This is a genomic window from Enterobacter cloacae complex sp. P47BA (genome assembly GCF_014930485.1).
Lineage (GTDB): Bacteria > Pseudomonadota > Gammaproteobacteria > Enterobacterales > Enterobacteriaceae > Enterobacter > Enterobacter bugandensis.
Genome location: NZ_JADBRF010000013.1, coordinates 59,905 through 83,323 on the forward strand (window position 1 = coordinate 59,905; position 23,419 = coordinate 83,323).

Below are 23,419 nucleotides of genomic sequence, written 5' to 3' on the forward strand. Positions count from 1 at the left end.
TCATTTCTGGAGAGAGTTATGGAGATCCTCTACAACGTCTTTACCGTTTTCTTTAATCAGGTAATGACCAACGCCCCGCTGTTGCTGGGTATCGTGACGTGCCTGGGCTACATCCTGCTGCGCAAAAGCGTCAGCGTGATTATTAAAGGCACCATCAAAACCATTATCGGTTTCATGCTGTTGCAGGCGGGGTCAGGAATTCTGACCAGCACGTTTAAGCCGGTCGTCGCCAAAATGTCGGAAGTGTATGGCATCAACGGCGCTATCTCTGATACCTACGCCTCAATGATGGCGACCATCGATCGCATGGGTGATGCCTATAGCTGGGTGGGGTATGCGGTGCTGCTCGCGCTGGCGCTGAACATCATTTACGTGCTCCTGCGCCGCATTACCGGCATTCGCACCATCATGCTCACCGGGCACATCATGTTCCAGCAGGCGGGGCTGATCGCGGTTTCTCTCTATATCTTCGGTTACCCCATGTGGACCACGATTATCTGCACCGCGGTGCTGGTCTCGCTCTACTGGGGTATCACCTCCAACATGATGTACAAGCCAACGCAGATCGTGACCGACGGCTGTGGTTTCTCCATCGGTCACCAGCAGCAGTTTGCCGCCTGGATTGCCTATAAAGTTGCGCCGTACCTGGGCAAAAAAGAGGAGAGTGTCGAAGACCTCAAACTGCCTGGCTGGTTGAATATCTTCCACGACAACATCGTCTCCACCGCGATTGTGATGACCATCTTCTTCGGCGCCATTCTGCTCTCTTTCGGCATTGACGTCGTGCAGGCGATGGCGGGTAAAACCCACTGGACGGTCTATATCCTGCAGACCGGCTTCTCCTTCGCGGTAGCGATTTTCATCATCACTCAGGGCGTGCGTATGTTCGTCGCCGAGCTGTCGGAAGCCTTTAACGGCATCTCTCAGCGCCTGATCCCTGGTGCGGTACTGGCGATTGACTGTGCGGCTATCTATAGCTTTGCGCCAAACGCCGTCGTCTGGGGCTTTATGTGGGGCACCATCGGCCAGCTGATTGCGGTGGGCATCCTGGTGGGCTGCGGCTCCTCAATCCTGATTATTCCTGGCTTTATCCCGATGTTCTTCTCCAACGCCACCATTGGCGTGTTTGCTAACCACTTCGGCGGCTGGCGCGCGGCGCTCAAGATCTGTCTGGTGATGGGCATGGTGGAAATCTTCGGTTGCGTGTGGGCGGTCAAGCTCACCGGTATGAGCGCCTGGATGGGCATGGCGGACTGGTCAATTCTGGCCCCACCGATGATGCAGGGCTTTGCCTCCGTCGGTCTGGCCTTTATGGCCGTCATCATCCTGATTGCTCTGGCTTATATGTTCTTCGCTGGCCGTTCGCTGCGAGCTGAAGAAGATGCGGAAAAACAAACAGCAGAAGTGTCTGCTCATTAAGGAGTTTCGATTATGACCGTACGTATCCTGGCTGTGTGTGGCAATGGGCAAGGTAGCTCCATGATCATGAAGATGAAAGTGGACCAGTTTTTGACCCAGTCAAACATCGACCACACGGTGAACAGCTGCGCAGTGGGTGAATACAAAAGTGAACTGAACGGCGCGGACATCATCATCGCTTCAACTCATATTGCCGGTGAGATTAGCGTGTCGGGCAACAAATATGTGGTAGGCGTGCGCAACATGCTCTCGCCTGCGGATTTCGGGCCAAAACTGCTGGAAGTGATCAAAGAACACTTCCCACAAGACGTGAAGTAAGGACGCCACATGAAACTACGTGATTCGCTGGCAGAGAATAACTCCATCCTTTTACAGGCCGACGCCAGCACCTGGCAGGAAGCGGTGAAGCTGAGTGTGGATCTGCTGGTTAAGGCGGACGTTGTCGAGCCGCGCTATTACCAGGCCATTCTGGATGGCGTGGCGCAGCACGGCCCCTATTTCGTGATTGCGCCGGGCCTGGCCATGCCGCACGGCCGTCCGGAAGAGGGCGTCAAGAAAACCGGTTTTGCGCTGGTGACCCTGAAAACGCCGCTGGTGTTCAACCACGAAGATAACGACCCGGTCGACATTCTCATCACCATGGCGGCCGTTGATGCCAACACCCACCAGGAGGTGGGCATCATGCAGATCGTCAACCTGTTTGATGACGAAGCCAATTTTGACCGTTTACGCGCCTGCCGCACCGCGCAGGAAGTGCTGGATTTAATTGATAACGCCACTGCGGCGGCCGTTTAAGAGGAATTGAAAATGTCATTACCAATGTTGCAAGTCGCGCTGGATAACCAGACGCTGTCTCACGCTTACGAAACCACCCGCCTGATTGCGGAAGAGGTGGATATCATCGAAGTGGGGACCATTCTGTGCGTGGGCGAAGGCGTGCGCGCCGTTCGTGACCTGAAAGCGCTCTATCCGCACAAAATCGTGCTGGCGGATGCCAAGATTGCTGACGCAGGCAAAATCCTTTCCCGCATGTGCTTTGAAGCCAACGCCGACTGGGTCACCGTGATCTGCTGTGCGGATATCAACACCGCCAAAGGCGCGCTGGACGTGGCAAAAGAGTTTAACGGCGACGTGCAGATTGAACTGACCGGCTTCTGGACCTGGGAGCAGGCGCAGGAGTGGCGCGATGCGGGCATCCAGCAGGTGGTTTATCACCGCAGCCGCGATGCGCAAGCCGCAGGCGTGGCGTGGGGCGAAGCGGATATCAGCGCGATTAAGCGTCTGGCGGATATGGGCTTCAAAGTCACCGTCACCGGTGGCCTGGCGCTGGAAGATCTGCCGCTGTTCCAGGGCATCCCTATTCACGTCTTTATCGCTGGCCGCAGCATTCGCGACGCGGCATCTCCGGTGGAAGCGGCGCGTCAGTTCAAACGCTCAATCGCTCAGCTTTGGGGTTAAGGAGCGGGTATGTTGTCAAAACAGGTCCCGCTTGGCATCTATGAAAAGGCACTCCCTGCAGGGGAGTGCTGGCTGGAGCGGTTACGGCTGGCAAAACAGCTGGGTTTCGATTTTGTCGAAATGTCCGTGGATGAGACGGATGTGCGCCTTTCTCGCCTGGACTGGAGTCGCGAGCAGCGCCTGGCGCTGGTGGGCGCCATTGCCGAAACCGGCGTGCGCGTGCCGTCCATGTGTCTGAGCGCCCACCGCCGTTTTCCGCTCGGCAGTGAAGACGATGCCGTGCGCGCTGAAGGGCTGGCGATCATGCGCAAAGCCATTCGTTTTGCGCAGGATGTCGGCATCCGCGTGATCCAACTGGCGGGTTACGACGTCTACTATCAGGAAGCCAACGACGAAACGCGCCGTCGTTTCCGTGACGGCCTGAAAGAGAGCGTTGAGATGGCAAGCCGCGCGCAGGTCACGCTGGCGATGGAGATCATGGACTACCCGTTGATGAACTCCATCAGCAAGGCGCTGGGCTATGCACACTATCTGAATAACCCCTGGTTCCAGCTTTATCCGGATATTGGCAATCTGTCGGCCTGGGATAACGACGTGCAGATGGAGCTGCAGGCGGGCATCGGGCATATCGTGGCGGTGCACGTCAAAGATACCCGCCCTGGCGTGTTTAAAAACGTACCGTTCGGCACCGGGGTGGTGGATTTCGAACGGTGCTTCGAGACGCTCAAACAGACAGGGTATTGCGGGCCTTATCTGATTGAGATGTGGAGCGAAACGTCAGACGATCCGGCTGCGGAAGTGGCAAAAGCGCGGGACTGGGTGCGCGAGCGTATGGCGCGCGCGGGGTTACTGGAGGCTGAACATGCTTAAGCTGAAACAGCAGGTCTTTGAGGCCAATATGGATCTGCCGCGCTATGGCCTGGTAACGTTCACCTGGGGCAACGTGAGCGCCATCGACCGTGAACAAGGTCTGGTGGTGATCAAGCCGAGCGGCGTGGCGTATGAAACCATGAAAGCGGACGATATGGTGGTGGTCGACCTCGAAGGAAACGTCGTTGAGGGCAAATGGCGTCCTTCTTCTGATACGGCGACCCATCTGGCGCTGTACCAGCGTTATCCATCGCTGGGTGGCGTTGTGCATACCCACTCCACGCACGCCACCGCCTGGGCACAGGCGGGGCTGGCGATTCCGGCGCTGGGAACAACGCATGCGGACTACTTCTTTGGCGACATCCCCTGCACGCGCGCATTAACGCAGGCTGAAGTGGAAGGCGAATACGAGCTCAACACCGGGAAGGTCATCATCGAAACGTTGGGTGAAAGCGAACCGCTGCATACGCCGGGTATTGTGGTCTATCAGCACGGTCCGTTCTCCTGGGGTAAAGATGCTCACGACGCGGTACATAATGCTGTCGTGATGGAGGAGGTAGCTAAAATGGCGTGGATTGCCCGCGACATTAATCCACAGCTTCAGGGCATTGACGATTACCTGATGAACAAGCATTTCATGCGCAAGCACGGCCCGAATGCCTACTACGGGCAGAAGTGAATAAGTGCTCTGGAATACCGAAAAACAGTTGTAACCGGTGGTATTCCGGAGCCATTCACAAAAAAAGCCCCCGGACAGGGGGCAACGTCAACTATGGCTATGTTCTCGTTGTTGGCTTTCCTGGTGCTAGCGTTAAGGGTTACCGGTAGATATCTGCACTGGCGTGCATATTGCCGTTGCTGCCGGGCTCACGGGTTAACATCACGTGGTAATAGGTTGCGCCCTGGGCATCGGTCTCTTCATTTAGTGCCCGATCTGCTTCGCTTTCAGTGGCGAAATTATGATTGATATAGATTACGCCCAAGCTGTGCACATCATCCATGTTTCTGGCCTGCCGGCCGTCTATTTTGATGGCTGCCATCGCGTTTGCACTGAGCAAAAGCGCCGCCATTATGGCTACTGCGATTTTTTTCATGATATGCGCTCCACGACTGCGTGCTGTGTGAGGGGAATACTCCTTCTTTAATTCAGCTGATCTCTGATTAAAGTGTAATCATTCCTCCGGCGGGGATGCGTGACCATTTCTGATGCAGTTGTTCAAAAAAACAACGCTTCCTGATGCGATTAATTTTAAATCACCCACTTAGACCAGCTTTACGCTTTGTGCGAATTATTTGTGCAATCAGCTTGAGTTTCCTGGGGGGGGCAAGTATTATGACGCGTCAATTTTTCAGCCGACCTTTAACACGTTCCTTGCCTCCCCGGGCCTCGGCTGACCCAGACAGGAGGCTGAATAATCCGTAAGGAGCAATTCGATGCGTCATTACGAAATCGTTTTTATGGTCCATCCTGACCAGAGCGAACAGGTTCCGGGTATGATCGAGCGTTACTCTGCTGCCATCACTGGTGCAGAAGGTACGATCCACCGTCTGGAAGACTGGGGCCGCCGTCAGCTGGCTTACCCGATCAACAAACTGCACAAAGCACACTACGTTCTGATGAACGTTGAAGCGCCGCAGGAAGTGATCGATGAGCTGGAAACTACCTTCCGCTTCAACGATGCCGTTATCCGCAGCATGGTTATGCGTACCAAAAACGCAGTTACCGAAGCATCTCCGATGGTTAAAGCGAAAGACGAGCGCCGTGAGCGTCGCGATGATTTCGCAAACGAAACCGCAGATGATTCTGATGCTGGGGATTCTGAAGAGTAATTTCTGATGACCAACCGTCTGGCGTTGTCCGGCATCGTATGCAGGGCTCCCCTTCGAAAGGTCAGTCCATCAGGAATTCCGCATTGCCAGTTCGTGCTTGAGCATCGTTCTGTGCAAGAGGAAGCCGGGTTTCACCGGCAGGCGTGGTGCCAAATGCCCGTTATTATTAGCGGACACGAAAACCAGGCCATTACTCACAGTTTAACGGTCGGTAGCGCAGTAATCGTTCAGGGGTTCATCTCTTGCCACAAGGCAAAGAACGGCCTGAGCAAAATGGTTCTGCATGCCGAGCAGATTGATTTGATAGATACTGGAGACTAGCCATATGGCACGTTATTTCCGTCGTCGCAAGTTCTGCCGTTTCACCGCGGAAGGCGTTCAAGAGATCGACTATAAAGATATCGCAACGCTGAAAAACTACATCACCGAAAGCGGTAAGATTGTCCCAAGCCGTATCACCGGTACTCGTGCAAAATATCAGCGTCAGCTGGCTCGCGCTATCAAACGCGCTCGCTACCTGTCCCTGCTGCCGTACACTGATCGTCATCAGTAATCGGGCACGGTCCATTAATACGACTTTAAGAGGATAAGGTAATGCAAGTTATTCTGCTTGATAAAGTAGCAAACCTGGGCAGCCTGGGTGATCAGGTTAACGTTAAAGCGGGCTACGCTCGTAACTTCCTGGTTCCACAGGGTAAAGCTGTTCCAGCTACTAAGAAAAACGTAGAGTTTTTCGAAGCACGTCGCGCTGAACTGGAAGCCAAACTGGCTGACGTTCTGGCGGCTGCTAACGCTCGCGCTGAAGCAATCAACGCACTGGGCACTGTTACCATCGCTTCCAAAGCTGGCGACGAAGGTAAACTGTTCGGTTCCATCGGTACCCGCGATATCGCTGATGCAGTTACTGCAGCAGGCGTTAAAGTGGCTAAGAGCGAAGTTCGCATGCCGAACGGCGTTCTGCGTACCACTGGTGAGCACGAAGTTGACTTCCAGGTTCACAGCGAAGTGTTCGCTAAACTGGTTGTTAACGTTGTAGCTGAGTAATTTTTTACTCTGCTCGCGTCGAAGCGCCGGCCTTGTGCCGGCGTTTTGCTATTTAAAGCTACCGGAAATTCTCTTTTTATCTCGTATGGTAGCTATTCCTGACGCATTCTCTGATAATAAATTGAAACGCAATTTTATTTATGAGATTTGTCATGGATACCGCTCTGCCCACGCACGTCTTTGCCCGTCGACATGTGGCCTACGCCTGCGCCACGCTCTGCTGCCTGCTTTGGGGGAGCTCGTACCCGGCCATTAAAAATGGCTACGAACTCTTTCAGATCGCAACCGATGATATTCCCTCCAAAGTCGTTTTTGCCGGATACCGTTTTCTGTTTGCCGGTGCCTTGCTGCTGCTGTTTGCGCTGGCCCAGCGCAAACCGATTGGCAGGCTCACGCCCGCGCAGTTTGGCCAGCTCACGATCCTCGGGCTGACCCAGACCACCATTCAGTACACATTCTTCTATATAGGACTGGCCTACACGACGGGGGTAAACGGCTCAATCATGAACGCCACCGGGACTTTCTTCAGCGTACTGCTGGCGCACTTTATCTACCACAATGACAAACTCAGCTATAACAAAACGCTGGGCTGTATTCTTGGGTTTGCCGGTGTGATGCTGGTGAACTTTCACAGTGGGTTAAGCGATTTCCAGTTTGTCTGGAAAGGCGACGGTTTTGTGGTGCTGGCGGCTTTTATTCTTTCTGCCGCCACGCTTTACGGGAAACGTATTTCCCAGACCGTCGACCCAACGGTGATGACCGGCTGGCAGCTGGCGATAGGCGGGGCTGCGCTGGTTGCGGGAGGTTATGCCACGGGCGGAACGCTGGAAGTGCACAGCATGAAGGCCGTTGCGGTGCTGGGGTATCTGACGCTGCTCTCATCGGTGGCGTTCGCCCTGTGGAGCGCGCTGCTGAAAGTGAACCGGGTAAGCATGATTGCTCCGTTCAACTTTGTCATTCCTGTTGCAGGGACGGTACTTTCCGCCATTTTCCTCGGCGAAAACATTCTGGATATCAAATACGCGATTGCGCTGGTGCTGGTCTGCTCGGGGATCTGGTGGGTGAATAAACGGAGTGCCTGAGAACAAAAGTGCCGGGTGGCGGCTTCGCCTTACCCGGCATACGCCATTAACGTGCTCTGATGAAACTGCCGTCCGGCTGGCGGGTAAATAGCACCTGCTGCCCATTCCCGGTATCAATGGTCAGCCCGGTGACCACCCCGCTGGCGTTCTGGCGAATCTGCACCATCTGGCCGTTCTGTAAGTTACTCAGCGGTTTACCTGCGCCTTCCACTTTTGCCATGGCATACACGTCGGTAGGCGGCAGGTTGTGGTCGCGGAAAAGCTGTGCCAGGGTTTTGCCCGGCTCCACGCGATAGGAACGCCACTGTTGCTCAATGCCGGGCGGCTGCTGGGTTTGCGGCTCAGACGGCGTTGCGGCCTGCTCCTGTTCATCCTGAACGGGTTCGGGTTCAACAGGCGCGACCTGACCTGGATCGTTAGACGGGGCTACCAGCTGCGTCTGCATCGGCTGCGCGTCAGGCTGCGGCCGCGTTTGCGACTGAAGATCCAGCTGCGCATTGCGGGTGACCGGCGCGGTATCAACATCATCACCGCCGGAAGGAAGCAGGAAGCCCACGATCACCATCAGCGCACCAATGATGATCCCCCTGCGGTGCAGAGGAGGCAGCGGGTCCATAATGCGAAAATTGTCCGGCGCCTGCCAGATTTTCGCCAGGGTAGGTTTCAGTTCAAATCGCCCGGGCATGGCTCTCCTCCTGCTCCGCGTCTTTTATATCCTGTGCTTCGAAGTATAGTTCGCTAACTGCCTGAACGACGTAGCAAACCGGACATCCGTGACATCAGTTCGGGATTAATCCTGGTTGTCTCTATTGTTTCTGTTTCGTCGCGGTTTGTCACCTTAACTTCAGACAAAGTTTTACCCATAAGGGCATGGCTGATATGCTGCCCGCTACTTTAAATGTGATGGAAGGAAAACCCATGACCACCCCGACTTTTGACACTATCGAAGCGCAGGCAAGTTACGGTATCGGCTTGCAGGTAGGACAGCAGCTGAGCGAATCCGGCCTGGAAGGTCTGTTACCTGAAGCGCTGGTGGCGGGTATCGCTGATGCGCTGGAAGGTAAACAGCCTGCCGTTCCGGTTGACGTTGTGCATCGTGCGCTGCGTGAAATCCACGAACGTGCTGACGCTGTGCGTCGCGCGCGCTTCGAAGAGATGGCAGCCGAAGGCGTGAAATATCTGGAAGAGAACCGCGAGCGCGAAGGCGTGAACAGCACCGAATCCGGCCTGCAGTTCCGCGTGATCAACCAGGGCGACGGCGCTATCCCGGCGCGTACCGACCACGTTCGCGTGCACTACACCGGTAAGCTGATCGACGGTACCGTGTTCGACAGCTCCGTGGCGCGCGGCGAACCGGCTGAGTTCCCGGTCAACGGCGTAATCGCGGGCTGGATCGAAGCCCTGACCCTGATGCCAGTGGGTTCCAAATGGGAACTGACCATCCCGCACAACCTGGCTTACGGCGAGCGTGGCGCTGGCGCGTCCATCCCGCCATTCAGCACCCTGGTCTTTGAAGTCGAGCTGCTGGAAATCCTGTAATCGACTTTTCTTATTTCCTCTCTCCGCCCGGGGAGAGGAAAATAGTGATAAAACCCATAGTTACGACGGAATCAACATTTTATCTTGCAAACGAAACTGTTGCGTGTATTTTTGTGAGCTGTTTCGCGCTGTATGAGTGATATGACACTCACTTTCAACATATTATTAACATAATATCTAAATCATAGTATTCATCCCGCCGATTCTTACCTAATATCGATAAACCCTTACGAAGGGACCGTCATTTATTTGACGTTTTTAAAGGCCAGAAGAGCCTTAACAACACAGACAGGCATAAACAGGAAAAATTACATGGTAGATCAGGTCAAAGTCGCCGCTGCAGAAGAGGCGACGTCTGAACAGTCGCTACGGCGCAATCTCACAAACCGTCATATTCAGCTTATCGCCATCGGTGGTGCCATCGGCACCGGGCTGTTTATGGGGTCGGGCAAAACCATCAGTCTTGCCGGGCCGTCGATCATCTTCGTTTATATGATCATCGGTTTTATGCTCTTCTTCGTGATGCGCGCAATGGGTGAATTGCTGCTCTCGAACCTCGAATACAAATCCTTCAGCGACTTCGCGTCGGACCTGCTCGGCCCGTGGGCGGGCTATTTTACCGGCTGGACCTACTGGTTCTGCTGGGTGGTCACCGGCATGGCGGACGTCGTGGCGATTACCGCTTATGCGCAGTTCTGGTTCCCGGGGCTGTCGGACTGGGTCGCCTCGCTGGCGGTGATTATTCTGCTGCTGAGCCTCAACCTCGCCACCGTGAAAATGTTCGGTGAGATGGAGTTCTGGTTCGCGATGATCAAGATTGTCGCTATCGTGGGGCTGATTGTGGTGGGCCTGGTGATGGTCCTGACGCACTTCCAGTCGCCAACGGGCGTTCAGGCGTCCTTCACCCATCTGTGGAATGACGGCGGCTGGTTCCCGAAAGGCATCAGCGGCTTCTTTGCGGGCTTCCAGATTGCGGTGTTTGCGTTTGTGGGGATTGAGCTTGTCGGAACGACCGCTGCGGAAACCAAAGATCCGGAGAAGTCCCTGCCGCGCGCCATCAACTCCATACCGGTGCGTATCATCATGTTCTACGTCTTCGCGCTGATCATCATCATGTCCGTGACGCCGTGGAGCTCCGTGGTGCCCAGCAAGAGCCCGTTCGTTGAGCTGTTCGTGCTGGTAGGGCTGCCTGCTGCGGCGAGCCTGATTAACTTCGTGGTGCTGACCTCTGCGGCCTCTTCCGCGAACAGCGGCGTGTTCTCAACCAGCCGTATGCTGTTTGGTCTGGCGCAGGAGGGCGTGGCGCCGAGCGCCTTTGCGAAACTCTCTAAACGTGCGGTGCCGGCGAAAGGGCTGACCTTCTCCTGCATGTGCCTGCTGGGTGGTGTGGTGATGCTCTACGTGAACCCAAGCGTAATTGGCGCGTTTACCATGATCACCACCGTGTCGGCGATCCTGTTCATGTTCGTCTGGACCATTATCCTGTGCTCGTACCTGGTGTACCGCAAACAGCGTCCGCACCTGCATGAAAAGTCGATCTACAAGATGCCGCTGGGCAAGCTGATGTGCTGGGTGTGCATGGCGTTCTTTGTCTTCGTGCTGGTGCTGCTGACGCTCGAAGATGACACCCGTCAGGCGCTGATCGTCACGCCGCTGTGGTTTATCGCGCTGGGGCTGGGCTGGCTGTTTATCGGTAAGAAACGTATGGCAGGCATGCGTTAAGCATGCTGCCGGGTGGCGCTGACGCTTACCCGGCCTATGTTCGAGGACGCTGTAGGCCCGGTAAGCGCTAGCGCCACCGGGCTTTTTTATTCCCCCGCCAATGCCCGCGGGAACAGCACGTTATTCTCAAGACTGATGTGCTCCATCAGGTCGTCAATCATCTCGTTAATGCCGTTGTACATCGCTTTCCAGGTGGTGCACGCTTCCGGCGGCGGCGTGACGTTGTTAGTGGTGTGTTTGATCACATCCAGCAGTTCGCCCGCGTCATCGTGCTCGCTTTCCATTACGCTGATAGGCCCCATCGCCTGGCTTCCCATTCCCTGTTTAATCATCGGGAAGAGGATCTGCTCTTCTTTCATCATGTGGCTGGAAAGCTCTTCATGCAGCATGGTCAGGTATTTTGCCAGACCGCGCGGCACGGAAGGCTTGTCGGCATGTACGCGCTCAACTTTCGTTGCCTGCAGGATCAGCTCAGGCAGCTGTTCACGGTGGCGGTCGTGGTAACGCACGATGATATGGTCGATGATTTCCGTGAGCGGGGCGGTGCGCCAGTCTTTTTCAACAGGCTGTTCGGCCAGCAGCGCCAGCTCCGCTTCGATAGCCTCCACGTCCAGTTCCTTGCGCGAGGCTGCTCGCGCCAGCGTTTGCTTACCGCCGCAGCAGTAATCCATATCGTATTTACGGAACAGCGCGGAAGCGCGAGGGATGGAGAGCGCCAGCTCGCCGAGGGGGTGGTCGCGAAAGGCCATAGCAGTTACCTCGTCATCAAGAATATAAGATGCATATTAAATGCATCTTTAAGGCGGCGCTATAACCCTTTAGAGGGAAGGGGGAAAGTGCGACACGGATCACAAAAAAATGTCCCGTTTAACTCCCTGAATGGATTTAGGAAAGTGGTTTAGAAAGTTTTTAAAGGTGGAGAAACAGTAAACAACCCGCCGCGCGTGCCGATAGATACACGTCAGACAAACCTGCATATAACAAAGGCAACGTATGTTTAAACGTATTAAAGTCATTACTCTTCTTATTTCGGTGCTGCTTGTGCTCGGCATCATGCAAGTGATTTCCGCGGGTATCTTTATCAACGCGCTGAATAACGATAAAGACAACTTCACCGTGTCGCAGCTTTCCAGCCAGAACGTGGCGGAATTTACCGACGCCTGGATCAGCCTGAACCAGGCGCGCGTCACGCTAAACCGCGGGATGCTGCGTCTGCAAAGCAGCATGGCCTCTCAGATTAACGGCGGACAGCTGAACGAGCTGGTTAACACCGCGAAAAATCTGCTGGCCAATGCGCAGGTCCATTACGACAAATACTACGCCCTGCCGAATACCCCGGGTCTGGATGAGAACCTGGCCGATCGGCTGGAAGAGCAGTACCGCATCTACTCCGCCACGTTGACGCAAATGAACGTTCTGCTGGGCCAGGGCAACCTGGAAGATATGTTCAAGCAGAATGCAGAACAGAAGCAGACGGCAATGCAAAAGGTCTATCGCGAGTGGCGCGAGGCGCAGGCTGCGCTCACCAGTAAAGGCATTCAGGATAACGAAAGCGACTACAAGCGCATCCTGTGGATCCTTTCTGCCGTCATGATCCTCGTCATTGCGGTGATTATCTCCAGCTGGATCGCCATGCGCCGGGTGCTGCTGCTGCCGCTGGAAGAGGTGATCAACCATATCCGCGCCATCGCGGCAGGGGATTTAACCCAGCCGATTCAGGCTGAAGGCAAAAACGAAATGGCTATCCTGGCGCGCAACGTGCAGGAGATGCAAACCTCGCTGGCGAACACTGTGGGCGTGGTGCGTGAAGGCGCAGACACCATCTATACCGGTGCGGGTGAAATCTCGGCGGGCAGCAACGACCTCTCTTCCCGTACCGAGCAGCAGGCCGCGTCTCTGGAAGAGACGGCAGCCAGCATGGAACAGCTGACCGCCACCGTGAAGCAGAACGCGGATAACGCGCGTCAGGCGTCTCGTCTGGCGCTGGATGCCTCCTCAACCGCGAAGAAGGGCGGTAACGTGGTGGAAGGGGTGGTGCGCACCATGGACGAGATCGCCAACAGCTCCAGCAAAATCGCGCAAATTACTAACGTTATCGACGGTATTGCCTTCCAGACCAACATTCTGGCGCTGAACGCGGCGGTGGAAGCGGCGCGTGCGGGCGAGCAGGGCCGTGGCTTTGCGGTGGTTGCAGGAGAAGTACGCACGCTTGCCCAGCGCAGCGCCCAGGCGGCGAAAGAGATTAAGGCGCTGATCGATGATTCCGGCGAACGCGTCAACGCGGGTTCCCAGCTGGTGAACGAAGCGGGCGCGACGATGGCGGAAATCGTTAACGCGGTTACCCGCGTGACCGACATCATGGGCGAAATTGCCTCTGCCTCTGACGAGCAGAGCCGCGGTATCGACCAGGTTGGTCAGGCGGTAGCTGAGATGGACCGCGTGACCCAGCAGAACGCCTCGCTGGTGGAGGAGTCTGCGGCGGCAGCGGCGGCGCTGGAAGATCAGGCCGCACGCCTGAACGAAGCGGTAGCAGTGTTCAAAATAACGCGTAATCAGGCGGTCAAAGCGGCACCGGTGAAAACCTATGTGCCAAAAGCGCAGCCAGCAGCGACGGCGTCTGAAGCGAACTGGGAAACGTTTTAAAGGCTTGCCCGGTGGTGGCTACGCCTTACCAGACCTACGGTTTTGTAGGCCCTGCAAGCGTAGCGCCGCTGGGCATTACTCACATCTCCGAAGCCGGAACGACCCTCGGTTTTTCCGGCTTCGCTCTTACCGCCATCACCACCCCCACCACCAGCAGCGCGATCCCGCAGGCCGTTAACAGCGGCGGCACGCTCTGGCGCATCAGGAAGGTGTACAGCAGCCCGGCCAGGGTTTCGAACACAATCAGCGGCCCTAAGATCACCGTCGGTAGCTTCTGGCTGGCAATGTTCCAGCACAGCGCGCCCACCCAGGAGCACAGCACCGCAATCGCAACCATTAAGCCAATAAAGACCCAGGGTCTTGGCCCGAAGGGCTGGGCAAATTCCGGCTGCTGATGACCCAGCCAGAGGCATGCGCCGGCATACCCCACTAACGAGACGGGGAGCGTGACCAGCGCCTGCGCCGTTGCCCACATCATCGGGTGTTTATCCGGATTCTCCCGCAGCCAGCGCGCATTGCGCAGGGCGTACCAGGCCCAGCACGCGACCGAGATGAACGCTAAAACGATCCCCGAACCGTAACGCCATAAGCTGAAGTCTGCCAGGCCGTGGCGCAGCTCGGCGATATTGACGCACACCAGCCCCACGGCGGTGCAGGCCAGGGCGGGTATCATTTTCGACCACGCCAGCTTGCCGTCCCGATGACTATAGAGCAGATTCGCGAAGATGGGGATGACCACCGGCAGCGTGCCGATAATCATGGTCGACACCGGCGCTCCGGTTCGCTGAATGGCGCTTGCCAGGCAGACGTAATAGATGAGATTGCCCATCATGGTCAGCGCCAGCGCGGTGCCCCAGTCCTGACGGCTGAGCTGTCGCAAGCGCGTACGCCCCAGCCATGCCAGAGGAAGGGCAATCAGCCCGAGCGCCAGATAACGTCCGGTAGACTGCAATATCGCCGGGTATTCCGGCACGATCAGAGGGCCGACAAAGATCAGCCCCCACATCAGACCTGCAAGCAGGGCATACAACACGCCGCTAATCATTTTTCCATCCACATTGATTTACTCTGCACTCAGTCTAGAAGGGGGAAACGCGCGCGTATTGTATGAGATTGCGCATTAGCGCCGGGCGACCTGTTTCTGGTAGCGCACGGGCGTAATGCCGTAGCGGCGGGTGAAGGCGCGGGTTAAATGCGACTGGTCGGTCAGCCCCGTTGCGGCGGCGACTTCGGCGGCGGGCATACCGTGGGTGAGAAACGCCTTGGCGCGCCACAGGCGGATGGCCATCAACATCTGGTGCGGCGTAACGTGAAAATGGGCTTTGAACTGGCGCTGGAAATGGTACGGGCTGAGCGAGACAACGTTCGCCAGTTCGTCCAGCGTCAGGGCGTGCATATAGTTGTCGTGTAAATACTCGCGCACGCGCTCGAACCGGTGTGCGCCTTCCTGAACCACCGGCGCGTGATGGGCTAGCGGCTGAAAGGTCTCGATCAGATCCAGCAATAAGCCTTTTTGCGCCAGCGGATCGTCCGTATGCCACAGGCCGTAAATTAGCCTGCCGATCTGCTGAGAGCGCTGCGGGTCGTAACGGGTTACGTCGCTGAACCACCAGTGGCGCAGGCCGGTTACCTCTTCCAGAAGATTGGGTTCGATGTAGACCATCCGGTAGCGCCAGCCGTCTTCGGTCGCGGACTCCCCGGTATGGATCTCGTCCGGGTTCATGGTAACAACGGATTTTTCAGGTGCGAGATGCTGGGTGCCGCGATAGCGAAAGCGTTCGGCGCCGGTTTCGATGGTGCCGATGCCGAAGGCTTCATGGGTGTGGGGCTCAAAGGCGTAGTCAGAGATATGCGCATGATAGAGTTCAAGGCCCGGCAGTTGCGCCAGATGGCGAAAGCGCGCGCTGTCTCTCTCATCAATAAACTGTTCCGGTACGCCTTGCACGATGAGCCTCCTCATGGGTCATCACTACATTATCAGAGATGACCCGAGGGGATGCCACAAAAAATAACCAATCCGTAACAATTACAGAATGGCTTTGACGCTCTCCGCCAGCGGTGTAGTCGGGCGGCCAATCAGCTTGCTCAGGGTACGGCTGTCGTCAAACAGGCCGCCTTTGGACGCGCCCACGTCGGAGTCCGCCAGCATATCCGCCAGCCCGGCGGGTAAACCCACGCTCTTCAATGCGGCTGCAAAGTCCGCTTCGCTCAGGTTTTGATACGCCACAGGTTTACCACTCTGCTTGCTCAGTTCCGCCGCCAGCTCGCTCAATGTCCAGCCGTGGTCGCCTGCCAGTTCGTATACCTTGCCCGCATGACCCTCTTCAGCGATCACTTTGGCTGCCGCCGCGGCATAGTCTGCGCGGGTGGCGGAGGCAATTTTTCCTTCGCCTGCGGCACCAATGAATACGCCGTGTTCCAGCGCAGGCGGCGCGCTCGCCAGGTAGTTTTCGGTGTACCAGCCGTTGCGCAGCAGGGCATAGGGAATGCCGGACGCCGCCAGCGCTTTTTCAGTGGCGACATGTTCAACGTGCAGACCCAACGGTGATTTATCCGCGTGCAGCAGGCTGGTGTAGGCGATAAATTTCACGCCTGCCGCTTTGGCGGCGTTGATAACGTTCTGGTGCTGGGTCGCGCGCTGGCCCACTTCGCTGGAGGAGATGAGCAGCAGCTTTTCCACGCCGCTCAGCGCGGCAGTAAAGGCGGCTTCATCGGTGTAATCCGCCTGACGAACCACAATACCCTGGTTGCTTAACGCTTCAGCTTTCGCCGGGTTACGAACAATGGCAACAATCTGGTTTGCTGGAACGGTTGTCAGCAGTTCTTCAATAACGTGCTGGCCAAGCTGGCCGGTAGCGCCGGTAATCGCGATCATGATAAATCTCCTTCGTGTTTGTCTGGTGTTGTGGCACACTATCACCATGGCTAACTTTTAGTAAGTACGTACAAAAAGGTAAGTATGAAAAAAACGATCCCAACGCTCAGCGAGCAAATGCGCGATGGCAATCTCTTCGCGGAACAGTGCCCTTCACGGGAGGTGCTTAAACACGTTACCAGCCGCTGGGGCGTGCTGATCCTGCTGGCTCTGCGCGGAGGAACGCACCGTTTTAGCGAGCTGCGCCATAAAATGGGCGGGGTGAGCGAAAAGATGCTGTCCCAGTCGCTTCAGGCGCTGGAGCAGGACGGGTTTGTCGATCGCGTGTCGTATCCGGTCGTGCCGCCGCACGTCGAGTATAGCCTGACACCGATGGGCATCGAGGTGAGCGAGAAAGTCGCCGCGCTGGCGGACTGGATTGAAGTCAATACGCCGAAGGTGATGGCGAATCGGGATGAGCGTGCGGCGTAAAAGCCGGGTGGCGGTTTCGCCTTACCCGGCACAATCACCGCTACCTGCTCAAATCCACCTGATAAATCGCGAACCCGATATCATCCGTCGCAACCTTCTTCATCGGATACTGCGCCTTATCCTTAATAAACGCGGCTGCCTTATCGGACGGTGACGTTTCAAAGCGGATATCCAGTTTCGCATCGCTGTGGATTGGCGCAAGACGCCAGTTGTTATCCACCGCCGGGTGAATTTCGCCCGCCTTCTTCGACTCCGCGCCGATCCACGCCGCCAGCACCGAGCGGTTTTCGTCCGGTGACGCAAAAGCGATGTGGCTATCGCCCGTACCGGCAAACTTACCGCCGTAGGCACGATAGTTATTGGTCACCACCAGGAAGGTGGCATTCGGGTCGATCGCCTTGCCGTTGAAGGTCAGGTTTTTGATGCGTTCGGCCTGCGGGTTAATCGCCTGGCACTCGCTGTCATATTTCGCCGGCTGGGTGACGTCAATCTGGTAATTTACGCCGTCGATCACGTCGAAGTTGTAGGTGCGGAAGCCGTCCCAGTTAATCAGCGGCTGTGGTTTACTGCTCTTCGGGTCGATCTGGTTAAACTGCCCGGCGGAGCACTCCAGCCACTCCTTCACCTCTTTCCCCGTGGCTTTAACCACCACCAGCGTATTCGGGTAGAGATAGAGATCGGCGGCGTTACGGAAGGTGAGCTGGCCTTTTTCGACCTCAACATAGCTTGCCGGGTCGTTCTTGCGTCCGCCCACTTTGAATGGCGCAGCGGCAGACAGCACCGGCAGTTTTGCCAGATCCGGATCGCCCTGAACAAAGTGTTCGGCATAGGCTTTCTGGGCCATGTTGACCACCTGAACGGTCGGATCGTCCTGCACCAGCGCCAGGAAGCTGTACATATTGTCGGCGGATTTGCCGATCGGCTTGCTGACGAATTCGCGGGTGGCGTCGTGGTCGTGCTTCAGCACGTCGACCAGCTTTTTATCTTCCGCGGCCAGGGATTTTTTAGCCGCCGCGTCGTAAATCGGGCGCGCTTCGGCTTTTGACTGCGTCACCTTCCAGCTGCCGCTGTCGTTATTTAGCACCAGATCCACCACGCCAAGGTGGTCGCCCCACATGCCCGGCATCACCGACGGCACGCCGTTGAGCGTCCCTTTCTCGATATCCGCCCCTTGAATGCTGGCAAAATCTTTGCCCGGGAAAACGGCGTGAGCGTGGCCGAACAGGATCGCGTCAACGCCCGGGACTTCGCTCAGATAGTAAACGGAGTTCTCCGCCATGGCCTGATACGGGTCGGCTGACAGGCCTGAGTGAGCCACCACGACAACGACATCCGCGCCTTTCGCACGCATTTCCGGCACGTACTTGCGCGCGGTTTCGGTAATGTCATTAACGGTCACTTTGCCGTCGAGGTTGGCTTTATCCCAGGTCATGATCTGCGGCGGTACGAAGCCGATATAGCCGATTTTCAGCGTCTGCTTTTTACCGTCCCGATCGACAACTTCACTCTCTTTAATCAGGTAAGGGGTAAAGAGCGGCTTTTGCGTCTTAACGTCGATGATATTGGCGTTAACGTACGGGAACTTCGCGCCGGCCAGCGCATCGTGCAGGTATTTCAGGCCGTAGTTGAATTCGTGGTTGCCCAGGTTGCCGACGGCATAGTCCAGCGTGTTCATCGCTTTATAAACGGGATGGATCTCGCCTTTCTTCAGACCTTTTGCCGCCATGTAGTCGCCGAGCGGGCTGCCCTGAATGAGATCGCCGTTGTCCACCAGCACGCTATTTTTGACTTCACCCCGCGCGGCGTTGATCAAACTTGCTGTACGTACCAGTCCGAATTTTTCCGTAGGGGTATCTTTGTAGTAATCGAAGTCCATCATATTGCTGTGCAGATCGGTCGTTTCCAGAATACGCAGATCTACCGTCGCCGCCTGCACGCTCGCTGCAATCAGCGTCGCCAGAAGCGTTGCACTAAACTTAATCATCAGAGGAGTCCTTTTTTCGATCCGTTCCACAAAAGAGTATGTATCTATCGTTTGTTGCTTACAGAAATGTGAATCCTGACAGAAAAAAGCGACCTGAAACCGGAATTGCTTCACAGATAGCGGAATTGTTCACATTACGATATAACTAAAACAAAGAGTTAACCTCACTGCGTTAACAAAGAGGTGGAAAATGCTAGATAAGATTTGTCAGCTCGCACGGGATGCGGGAGATGCCATCATGCAGGTGTATGACGGTGTTAAACCGATGGAGGTCGTCAGCAAGGCGGACGACTCCCCGGTCACGGCGGCCGATATCGCGGCGCATAAGGTGATCCTGCAAGGTCTGCAGGCCTTAACGCCGGATATCCCCGTTCTGTCTGAAGAAGCGCCGCAAAGCTGGGACGAGCGCCAGCACTGGCAGCGCTACTGGCTGGTCGATCCGCTGGACGGGACAAAAGAGTTCATCAAGCGCAACGGTGAGTTCACCGTCAATATTGCCCTGATTGAGAAGGGTAAAGCGGTGCTCGGCGTGGTCTACGCGCCGGTAATGAAGGTGATGTACAGCGCCGCAGAAGGGAAGGCCTGGAAGGAGGAGTGCGGCGTACGCAAGCAGATCCAGGTGCGCGATGCCCGTCCACCGCTGGTGGTGATTAGCCGCTCGCACAGCGACAGCGAGCTGGAGGAATACCTGCAACAGCTGGGTGAACACCAGACCACCTCGATTGGCTCGTCGCTGAAATTCTGCCTGGTAGCGGAAGGTCAGGCGCAGCTGTATCCGCGCTTTGGGCCAACCAACGTCTGGGATACCGCGGCAGGCCATGCCGTTGCCGCGGCCGCCGGGGCGCATGTCCATGACTGGCAGGGCAAGCCGCTGGACTATACCCCGCGCGAATCATTCCTCAACCCCGGCTTCCGCGTCTCTCTTTACTGAGCCAGCAGTTTGTGCAGCAGGGCGACAACCTGCTGCACCTCTTCCTGAGTTAACGCGCCGTCTTTCACCCACTGCACGCGGCCGTCCTTATCCAGCACGACAATCGCGGAGCTCTCTTCCTCAAGCTGCCAGGCCTTACGCGTCACGCCGTTGCTGTCGACGATAAACTGCGACCACGGGTAGAGCTTTTTATTGCTCTCAAGGCTTGAGCGCACAAACATCCCGGAGCCCGGAATGGCATCATCGGTGTTCACAATCGTGGTGGTCTGGTAGCGGTCATGGGGGAATTTTGCGGCCTTGATCGCCTCCACCAGGCTGGCATTCTTCTCTTTTGCGGATGTACGACCGGCAATATGTTGTACAACTCTCACTTTGCCCGCGAGCTGCGCGCTATTCCAGGCTTTATAGCTAAACTTATCATTGTCGAGAATCAATTCTCCCCGGTCAGCAATGCCGACTGGCGGTACACGTTGTCCTTTTTCAATGCTGTGAGCGGAAGCCCACAGGGGCAGCAGCAGGCAGGCTGCCGCAAGGATGTTACGTAGGGTCATGGCGTTTCCTTATTGTTTGCAGGTGATCCGACCACTTGGTCATACGTTTTAATCATAAGTGCGATCAATGTGGTTTTCCCGCAATCCGAGTGCCAGTTTGCGGGTGAACGCACATATCCATGAAAAAACGACGGCTTATACTGCTCTCTATCACGCTTTGCAAAGATTATTCTGAATAATTGTAATCAAACGGTAAATAAACTTATGCACACTGGGTAACACCGTAGTTCTGGTCTATAGTCATTGGGCATCAAAATTTGCGCTCAGGACAGTCGGGCCGATTGTGGCACCGCAAGAGCGTATGATTCGCAGGAGATACAAGAATGAAAATTTTCCAACGCTACAACCCGCTTCAGGTGGCGAAGTACGTGAAGATCCTGTTCCGTGGACGGTTGTACATCAAGGATGTTGGCGCTTTTGAGTTTGATAAGGGCAAGATCCTTGTCCCAAAAGTGAAGGACAAACAGCACCTGTCTGTGATGTCCGAAGTCAACCGTCAGGTTATGCGTCTGCAAACTGAGATGGCTTAACCAACGTGCTATGCAGTAGGTAGTTAAAAAGACGGCTCCCGATGGGAGCCGTTGATGTTTGTGGGGGCAGGAACGTTACGCCGACACCTTCTCTTCCGCGTCCGGCAGCTTCGGCACCAGTACGGTCGGCTTGTTGTCAATACGCGTCACCAGCAGCTGGTCGATGCGATAGTTATCAATATCCACCACCTCAAACTTGTAGCCGGAGAACTTCACCGAGTCGGTGCGTTTCGGGATTTTACGCAGCATAAACATCATAAAGCCGCCGATGGTTTCGTAGTTACCGGACTGCGGGAACTCGTCGATATCCAGCACGCGCATGACGTCTTCAATCGGCGTACCGCCGTCGATCAGCCATGAATTATCGTCACGCTGAACAATCTGCTCTTCCAGTCCCTGGCCAACCAGGTCTCCCATCAGCGTGGTCATCACGTCGTTCAGCGTGATGATACCCACCACCAGCGCGTATTCATTCATGATCACCGCGAAGTCTTCCCCGGCGGTTTTGAAACTTTCCAGCGCTTCGGAGAGCGTCAGGGTGTCCGGCACAATCAGGGTATTGCGGATCTGCACGCCGCTGTTGAGCGCCAGGCTCTGGTTTGCCAGCACGCGGTTCAGCAGGTCTTTGGAGTCGACGTAACCGATTATGTGGTCGATATCTTCATTACAGACCAGGAACTTGGAGTGAGGATGCTGCGCCACTTTGTTCTTCAGGCTCTGCTCATCTTCATGTAAATCGAACCAGATAATGTTTTCACGGCCCGTCATGGAAGAGGGCACGGTACGGGATTCCAGTTCAAATACGTTCTCAATCAGCTCGTGTTCCTGCTTACGCAGCACCCCGGCCAGCGCGCCGGCTTCCACCACCGCATAAATGTCGTCAGAGGTGATGTCGTCTTTACGCACCATTGGCAGCTTAAAGATGCGGAAAATCACGTTCGCCAGTCCGTTGAAGAACCACACCAGCGGACGAAACACGTACAGACAGAAGCGCATCGGGTTGATGATACGCAAAGCTACAGCTTCTGGCGCAATCATACCGATGCGTTTCGGGGTCAGGTCTGCAAAGAGGATGAACAGGCCGGTTACCAGCGAGAAGGAGAGAATAAAGCTCAGCTGTTCGGCAAGCTCAGCGGACATGTATTTGACAAAGAGGCTATAAAACGCTGGAGAAAAGGCCGCATCGCCCACGATACCGCCGAGAATGGCGACCGCGTTAAGGCCAATCTGCACCACGGTGAAGAACATGCCGGGGTTTTCCTGCATTTTCAGGATGCGGGTGGCATTGATGTTGCCCTCGTCGGCAAGCAGCTTAAGTTTGATTTTACGGGACGCGGCCAGCGAGATCTCAGATATCGAGAAAAATGCACTGACGGCAATAAGACAAAGTATTACTAAAATACTGTTTAACATAGTTTATCCGGCTTCTCGCCAGATCCTCAGAAGGGGAGTTGATACCATTTGTGTGAAAACACGTAGAACGTCAGCTCGTAGCGTTGAGCCGATTATTTCAGCGGTAGTATAGCGTAAAGAGATGTAAATCTGCCAGAGGTCACATTTTTGGCATAAAACAGACCGGACAGCGTGCGCTGTCCGGTACGGGTGACGATTTAACGGTTAATAATCAGGCCAGCTGTGGCGGCAGGCAGACGCCGATGCCTCCGATGCCGCAGTAGCCGTACGGGTTTTTATGCAGATACTGCTGGTGATCGTCCTCGGCGTAGTAGAACGGTTTCGCCGTCGCGATTTCCGTGGTCACCTCGCGCGTATCGCCTGCTTCACGCATGGCCTGCTGGAAACGCTCAAGGCTGGCGCGTGCGGCGGCGTCCTGCTCAGGGGTGAGTGGATAAATCGCCGAGCGGTACTGCGTGCCGTGGTCGTTGCCCTGACGCATGCCCTGCGCCGGGTCGTGGTTTTCCCAGAAGACCTGCAGGAGCTGTTCGTAGCTGATGACCGTCGGGTCATATACCACGCGGACCGCTTCCGCATGGCCGGTTTCGCCGGAGCAGACTTCGCGGTAGGTTGGGTTTGGCGTGTAGCCGCCCGTGTAGCCGGCCGCGGTGCTGTAGACGCCGGGCAGCTGCCAGAAGAGGCGCTCAACGCCCCAGAAGCAGCCCATGGCGAACAGGGCGATTTCCATTCCATCAGGAACGTTGGTCATTGAATGGTTATTGACGGCGTGTAAGGTCGCCACAGGCATAGGGGTGTTGCGTCCCGGTAATGCATCAGCTTGTGAAACCAGATGCTTCTTGTCGAATAAACTCACGATGGGGCCTCCCGGGGTGCGATGTTTCGGTTAAGGTTGTCACGAAGCGTTTAATTGAACACAATAAATGCGCTGAATGAGACTAGATTTAATCATAAGAAATATTTGGGTGTTACACCCGTTTTCAACCCACGATTTGGGTTTTTGGCTTCCGGGCCGTATTTTGCCGCACGGCGGCGCTTCATTTGCTTCCAGGGTGGAAAA

The 23,419-nt window shown here is 55.8% G+C and carries 27 protein-coding genes; 17 read left to right on the forward strand and 10 right to left on the reverse strand.

Features of this window, described 5'->3' with window-relative positions:
* Positions 1-18: 18 nt before the first annotated feature.
* From ulaA to IM299_RS14440, 6 genes are read left to right on the forward strand one after another with little or no spacing between them, the layout of a single operon-like run.
* Positions 19-1,419, forward strand: coding sequence for a PTS ascorbate transporter subunit IIC (gene ulaA / locus IM299_RS14415; protein ID WP_126300233.1), 1,401 nt, complete (start codon positions 19-21; stop codon positions 1,417-1,419).
* Between the two features lie 12 nt (positions 1,420-1,431).
* Positions 1,432-1,737, forward strand: a complete 306-nt coding sequence (ulaB, locus tag IM299_RS14420; RefSeq protein ID WP_003856022.1) for a PTS ascorbate transporter subunit IIB — start codon at positions 1,432-1,434, stop codon at positions 1,735-1,737.
* A gap of 9 nt (positions 1,738-1,746) precedes the next feature.
* A complete protein-coding gene (gene ulaC, locus IM299_RS14425) occupies positions 1,747-2,214 on the forward strand; it encodes a PTS ascorbate transporter subunit IIA (RefSeq protein ID WP_028015266.1) in 468 nt (155 codons plus the stop codon).
* A gap of 12 nt (positions 2,215-2,226) precedes the next feature.
* Positions 2,227-2,877 (forward strand): 3-keto-L-gulonate-6-phosphate decarboxylase UlaD, encoded by a 651-nt coding sequence (ulaD, locus tag IM299_RS14430; protein ID WP_023334265.1) that lies wholly within the window; start codon positions 2,227-2,229, stop codon positions 2,875-2,877.
* Between the two features lie 9 nt (positions 2,878-2,886).
* Complete coding sequence (locus IM299_RS14435) at positions 2,887-3,747, forward strand: L-ribulose-5-phosphate 3-epimerase (protein ID WP_193357678.1); 861 nt, start codon at positions 2,887-2,889, stop codon at positions 3,745-3,747.
* Positions 3,740-4,426: an L-ribulose-5-phosphate 4-epimerase gene (locus IM299_RS14440; protein WP_041911477.1), complete on the forward strand. Its 687-nt coding sequence runs from the start codon at positions 3,740-3,742 to the stop codon at positions 4,424-4,426. Before IM299_RS14435 ends, IM299_RS14440 begins: the two co-directional genes overlap by 8 nt.
* A gap of 139 nt (positions 4,427-4,565) precedes the next feature.
* On the opposite strand, the gene yjfY is transcribed toward IM299_RS14440, so the two are convergent.
* The gene (gene yjfY, locus IM299_RS14445; protein WP_041911476.1) at positions 4,566-4,841 is read right to left on the reverse strand and encodes a DUF1471 family protein YjfY; all 276 of its coding nucleotides are present in this window, start codon (positions 4,839-4,841) and stop codon (positions 4,566-4,568) included.
* Between the two features lie 340 nt (positions 4,842-5,181).
* On the opposite strand from yjfY, the gene rpsF reads away from it, so the two are divergent.
* From rpsF to IM299_RS14470, 5 genes are all read left to right on the forward strand, one after another.
* A complete protein-coding gene (gene rpsF / locus IM299_RS14450; RefSeq protein ID WP_014068637.1) occupies positions 5,182-5,577 on the forward strand; it encodes a 30S ribosomal protein S6 in 396 nt (131 codons plus the stop codon).
* Positions 5,578-5,583: 6 nt separating this feature from the next.
* Positions 5,584-5,898 (forward strand): primosomal replication protein N, encoded by a 315-nt coding sequence (gene priB / locus IM299_RS14455; protein WP_028015270.1) that lies wholly within the window; start codon positions 5,584-5,586, stop codon positions 5,896-5,898.
* Between the two features lie 4 nt (positions 5,899-5,902).
* Complete coding sequence (gene rpsR / locus IM299_RS14460) at positions 5,903-6,130, forward strand: 30S ribosomal protein S18 (RefSeq protein WP_000135199.1); 228 nt, start codon at positions 5,903-5,905, stop codon at positions 6,128-6,130.
* A 41-nt stretch (positions 6,131-6,171) separates the two neighbouring features.
* Complete coding sequence (rplI, locus tag IM299_RS14465; protein ID WP_006810372.1) at positions 6,172-6,621, forward strand: 50S ribosomal protein L9; 450 nt, start codon at positions 6,172-6,174, stop codon at positions 6,619-6,621.
* 152 nt (positions 6,622-6,773) lie between these two features.
* Positions 6,774-7,703, forward strand: coding sequence for a DMT family transporter (locus tag IM299_RS14470; protein WP_193357679.1), 930 nt, complete (start codon positions 6,774-6,776; stop codon positions 7,701-7,703).
* 46 nt (positions 7,704-7,749) lie between these two features.
* On the opposite strand, the gene IM299_RS14475 is transcribed toward IM299_RS14470, so the two are convergent.
* Positions 7,750-8,388: an OapA family protein gene (locus tag IM299_RS14475; protein WP_193357680.1), complete on the reverse strand. Its 639-nt coding sequence runs from the start codon at positions 8,386-8,388 to the stop codon at positions 7,750-7,752.
* Between the two features lie 233 nt (positions 8,389-8,621).
* Between IM299_RS14475 and fklB the strand changes: the two genes are divergently transcribed.
* Together fklB and cycA are read left to right on the forward strand one after the other, a co-directional pair.
* Positions 8,622-9,242, forward strand: coding sequence for an FKBP-type peptidyl-prolyl cis-trans isomerase (fklB, locus tag IM299_RS14480; RefSeq protein WP_008502892.1), 621 nt, complete (start codon positions 8,622-8,624; stop codon positions 9,240-9,242).
* A 312-nt stretch (positions 9,243-9,554) separates the two neighbouring features.
* Entirely contained in the window at positions 9,555-10,964 is a 1,410-nt protein-coding gene (cycA, locus tag IM299_RS14485) for a D-serine/D-alanine/glycine transporter (RefSeq protein ID WP_041911474.1), read from the forward strand.
* Positions 10,965-11,050: 86 nt separating this feature from the next.
* Here the strand turns inward: cycA and ytfE are convergent, their stop codons facing one another.
* Positions 11,051-11,713, reverse strand: coding sequence for an iron-sulfur cluster repair protein YtfE (gene ytfE, locus IM299_RS14490; RefSeq protein WP_047366985.1), 663 nt, complete (start codon positions 11,711-11,713; stop codon positions 11,051-11,053).
* A gap of 244 nt (positions 11,714-11,957) precedes the next feature.
* On the opposite strand from ytfE, the gene IM299_RS14495 reads away from it, so the two are divergent.
* Positions 11,958-13,607, forward strand: a complete 1,650-nt coding sequence (locus tag IM299_RS14495) for a methyl-accepting chemotaxis protein (protein WP_193357681.1) — start codon at positions 11,958-11,960, stop codon at positions 13,605-13,607.
* A gap of 79 nt (positions 13,608-13,686) precedes the next feature.
* On the opposite strand, the gene IM299_RS14500 is transcribed toward IM299_RS14495, so the two are convergent.
* From IM299_RS14500 to IM299_RS14510, 3 genes are all read right to left on the reverse strand, one after another.
* Complete coding sequence (locus IM299_RS14500; protein ID WP_041911471.1) at positions 13,687-14,652, reverse strand: DMT family transporter; 966 nt, start codon at positions 14,650-14,652, stop codon at positions 13,687-13,689.
* Positions 14,653-14,727: 75 nt separating this feature from the next.
* The gene (locus IM299_RS14505) at positions 14,728-15,552 is read right to left on the reverse strand and encodes an AraC family transcriptional regulator (protein WP_193357682.1); all 825 of its coding nucleotides are present in this window, start codon (positions 15,550-15,552) and stop codon (positions 14,728-14,730) included.
* Positions 15,553-15,633: 81 nt separating this feature from the next.
* The gene (locus IM299_RS14510; RefSeq protein ID WP_048957681.1) at positions 15,634-16,482 is read right to left on the reverse strand and encodes an SDR family oxidoreductase; all 849 of its coding nucleotides are present in this window, start codon (positions 16,480-16,482) and stop codon (positions 15,634-15,636) included.
* An 84-nt stretch (positions 16,483-16,566) separates the two neighbouring features.
* Here IM299_RS14510 and IM299_RS14515 point away from each other — a divergent pair, with 84 nt between their 5' ends.
* On the forward strand, positions 16,567-16,953 hold the full coding sequence (locus tag IM299_RS14515; protein WP_028015279.1) for a helix-turn-helix domain-containing protein: 387 nt from the start codon (positions 16,567-16,569) through the stop codon (positions 16,951-16,953).
* 40 nt (positions 16,954-16,993) lie between these two features.
* On the opposite strand, the gene IM299_RS14520 is transcribed toward IM299_RS14515, so the two are convergent.
* Positions 16,994-18,937: a bifunctional 2',3'-cyclic-nucleotide 2'-phosphodiesterase/3'-nucleotidase gene (locus IM299_RS14520; RefSeq protein ID WP_048957660.1), complete on the reverse strand. Its 1,944-nt coding sequence runs from the start codon at positions 18,935-18,937 to the stop codon at positions 16,994-16,996.
* Between the two features lie 190 nt (positions 18,938-19,127).
* Between IM299_RS14520 and cysQ the strand changes: the two genes are divergently transcribed.
* Positions 19,128-19,868 carry a 3'(2'),5'-bisphosphate nucleotidase CysQ gene (cysQ, locus tag IM299_RS14525; protein ID WP_028015281.1) on the forward strand — a complete coding sequence of 247 codons (741 nt, stop codon included), beginning with the start codon at positions 19,128-19,130 and terminating at the stop codon, positions 19,866-19,868.
* Here cysQ and IM299_RS14530 read toward each other — a convergent pair.
* The gene (locus tag IM299_RS14530; RefSeq protein WP_028015282.1) at positions 19,862-20,419 is read right to left on the reverse strand and encodes a YtfJ family protein; all 558 of its coding nucleotides are present in this window, start codon (positions 20,417-20,419) and stop codon (positions 19,862-19,864) included. The two genes, cysQ and IM299_RS14530, sit on opposite strands and share 7 nt — an antisense overlap.
* A gap of 323 nt (positions 20,420-20,742) precedes the next feature.
* On the opposite strand from IM299_RS14530, the gene IM299_RS14535 reads away from it, so the two are divergent.
* The gene (locus IM299_RS14535) at positions 20,743-20,949 is read left to right on the forward strand and encodes a DUF1107 domain-containing protein (protein ID WP_008501430.1); all 207 of its coding nucleotides are present in this window, start codon (positions 20,743-20,745) and stop codon (positions 20,947-20,949) included.
* Between the two features lie 75 nt (positions 20,950-21,024).
* On the opposite strand, the gene IM299_RS14540 is transcribed toward IM299_RS14535, so the two are convergent.
* Positions 21,025-22,362, reverse strand: coding sequence for a hemolysin family protein (locus IM299_RS14540; RefSeq protein WP_028015283.1), 1,338 nt, complete (start codon positions 22,360-22,362; stop codon positions 21,025-21,027).
* Positions 22,363-22,573: 211 nt separating this feature from the next.
* Complete coding sequence (gene msrA, locus IM299_RS14545; protein WP_028015284.1) at positions 22,574-23,215, reverse strand: peptide-methionine (S)-S-oxide reductase MsrA; 642 nt, start codon at positions 23,213-23,215, stop codon at positions 22,574-22,576.
* Positions 23,216-23,419: the final 204 nt, after the last annotated feature.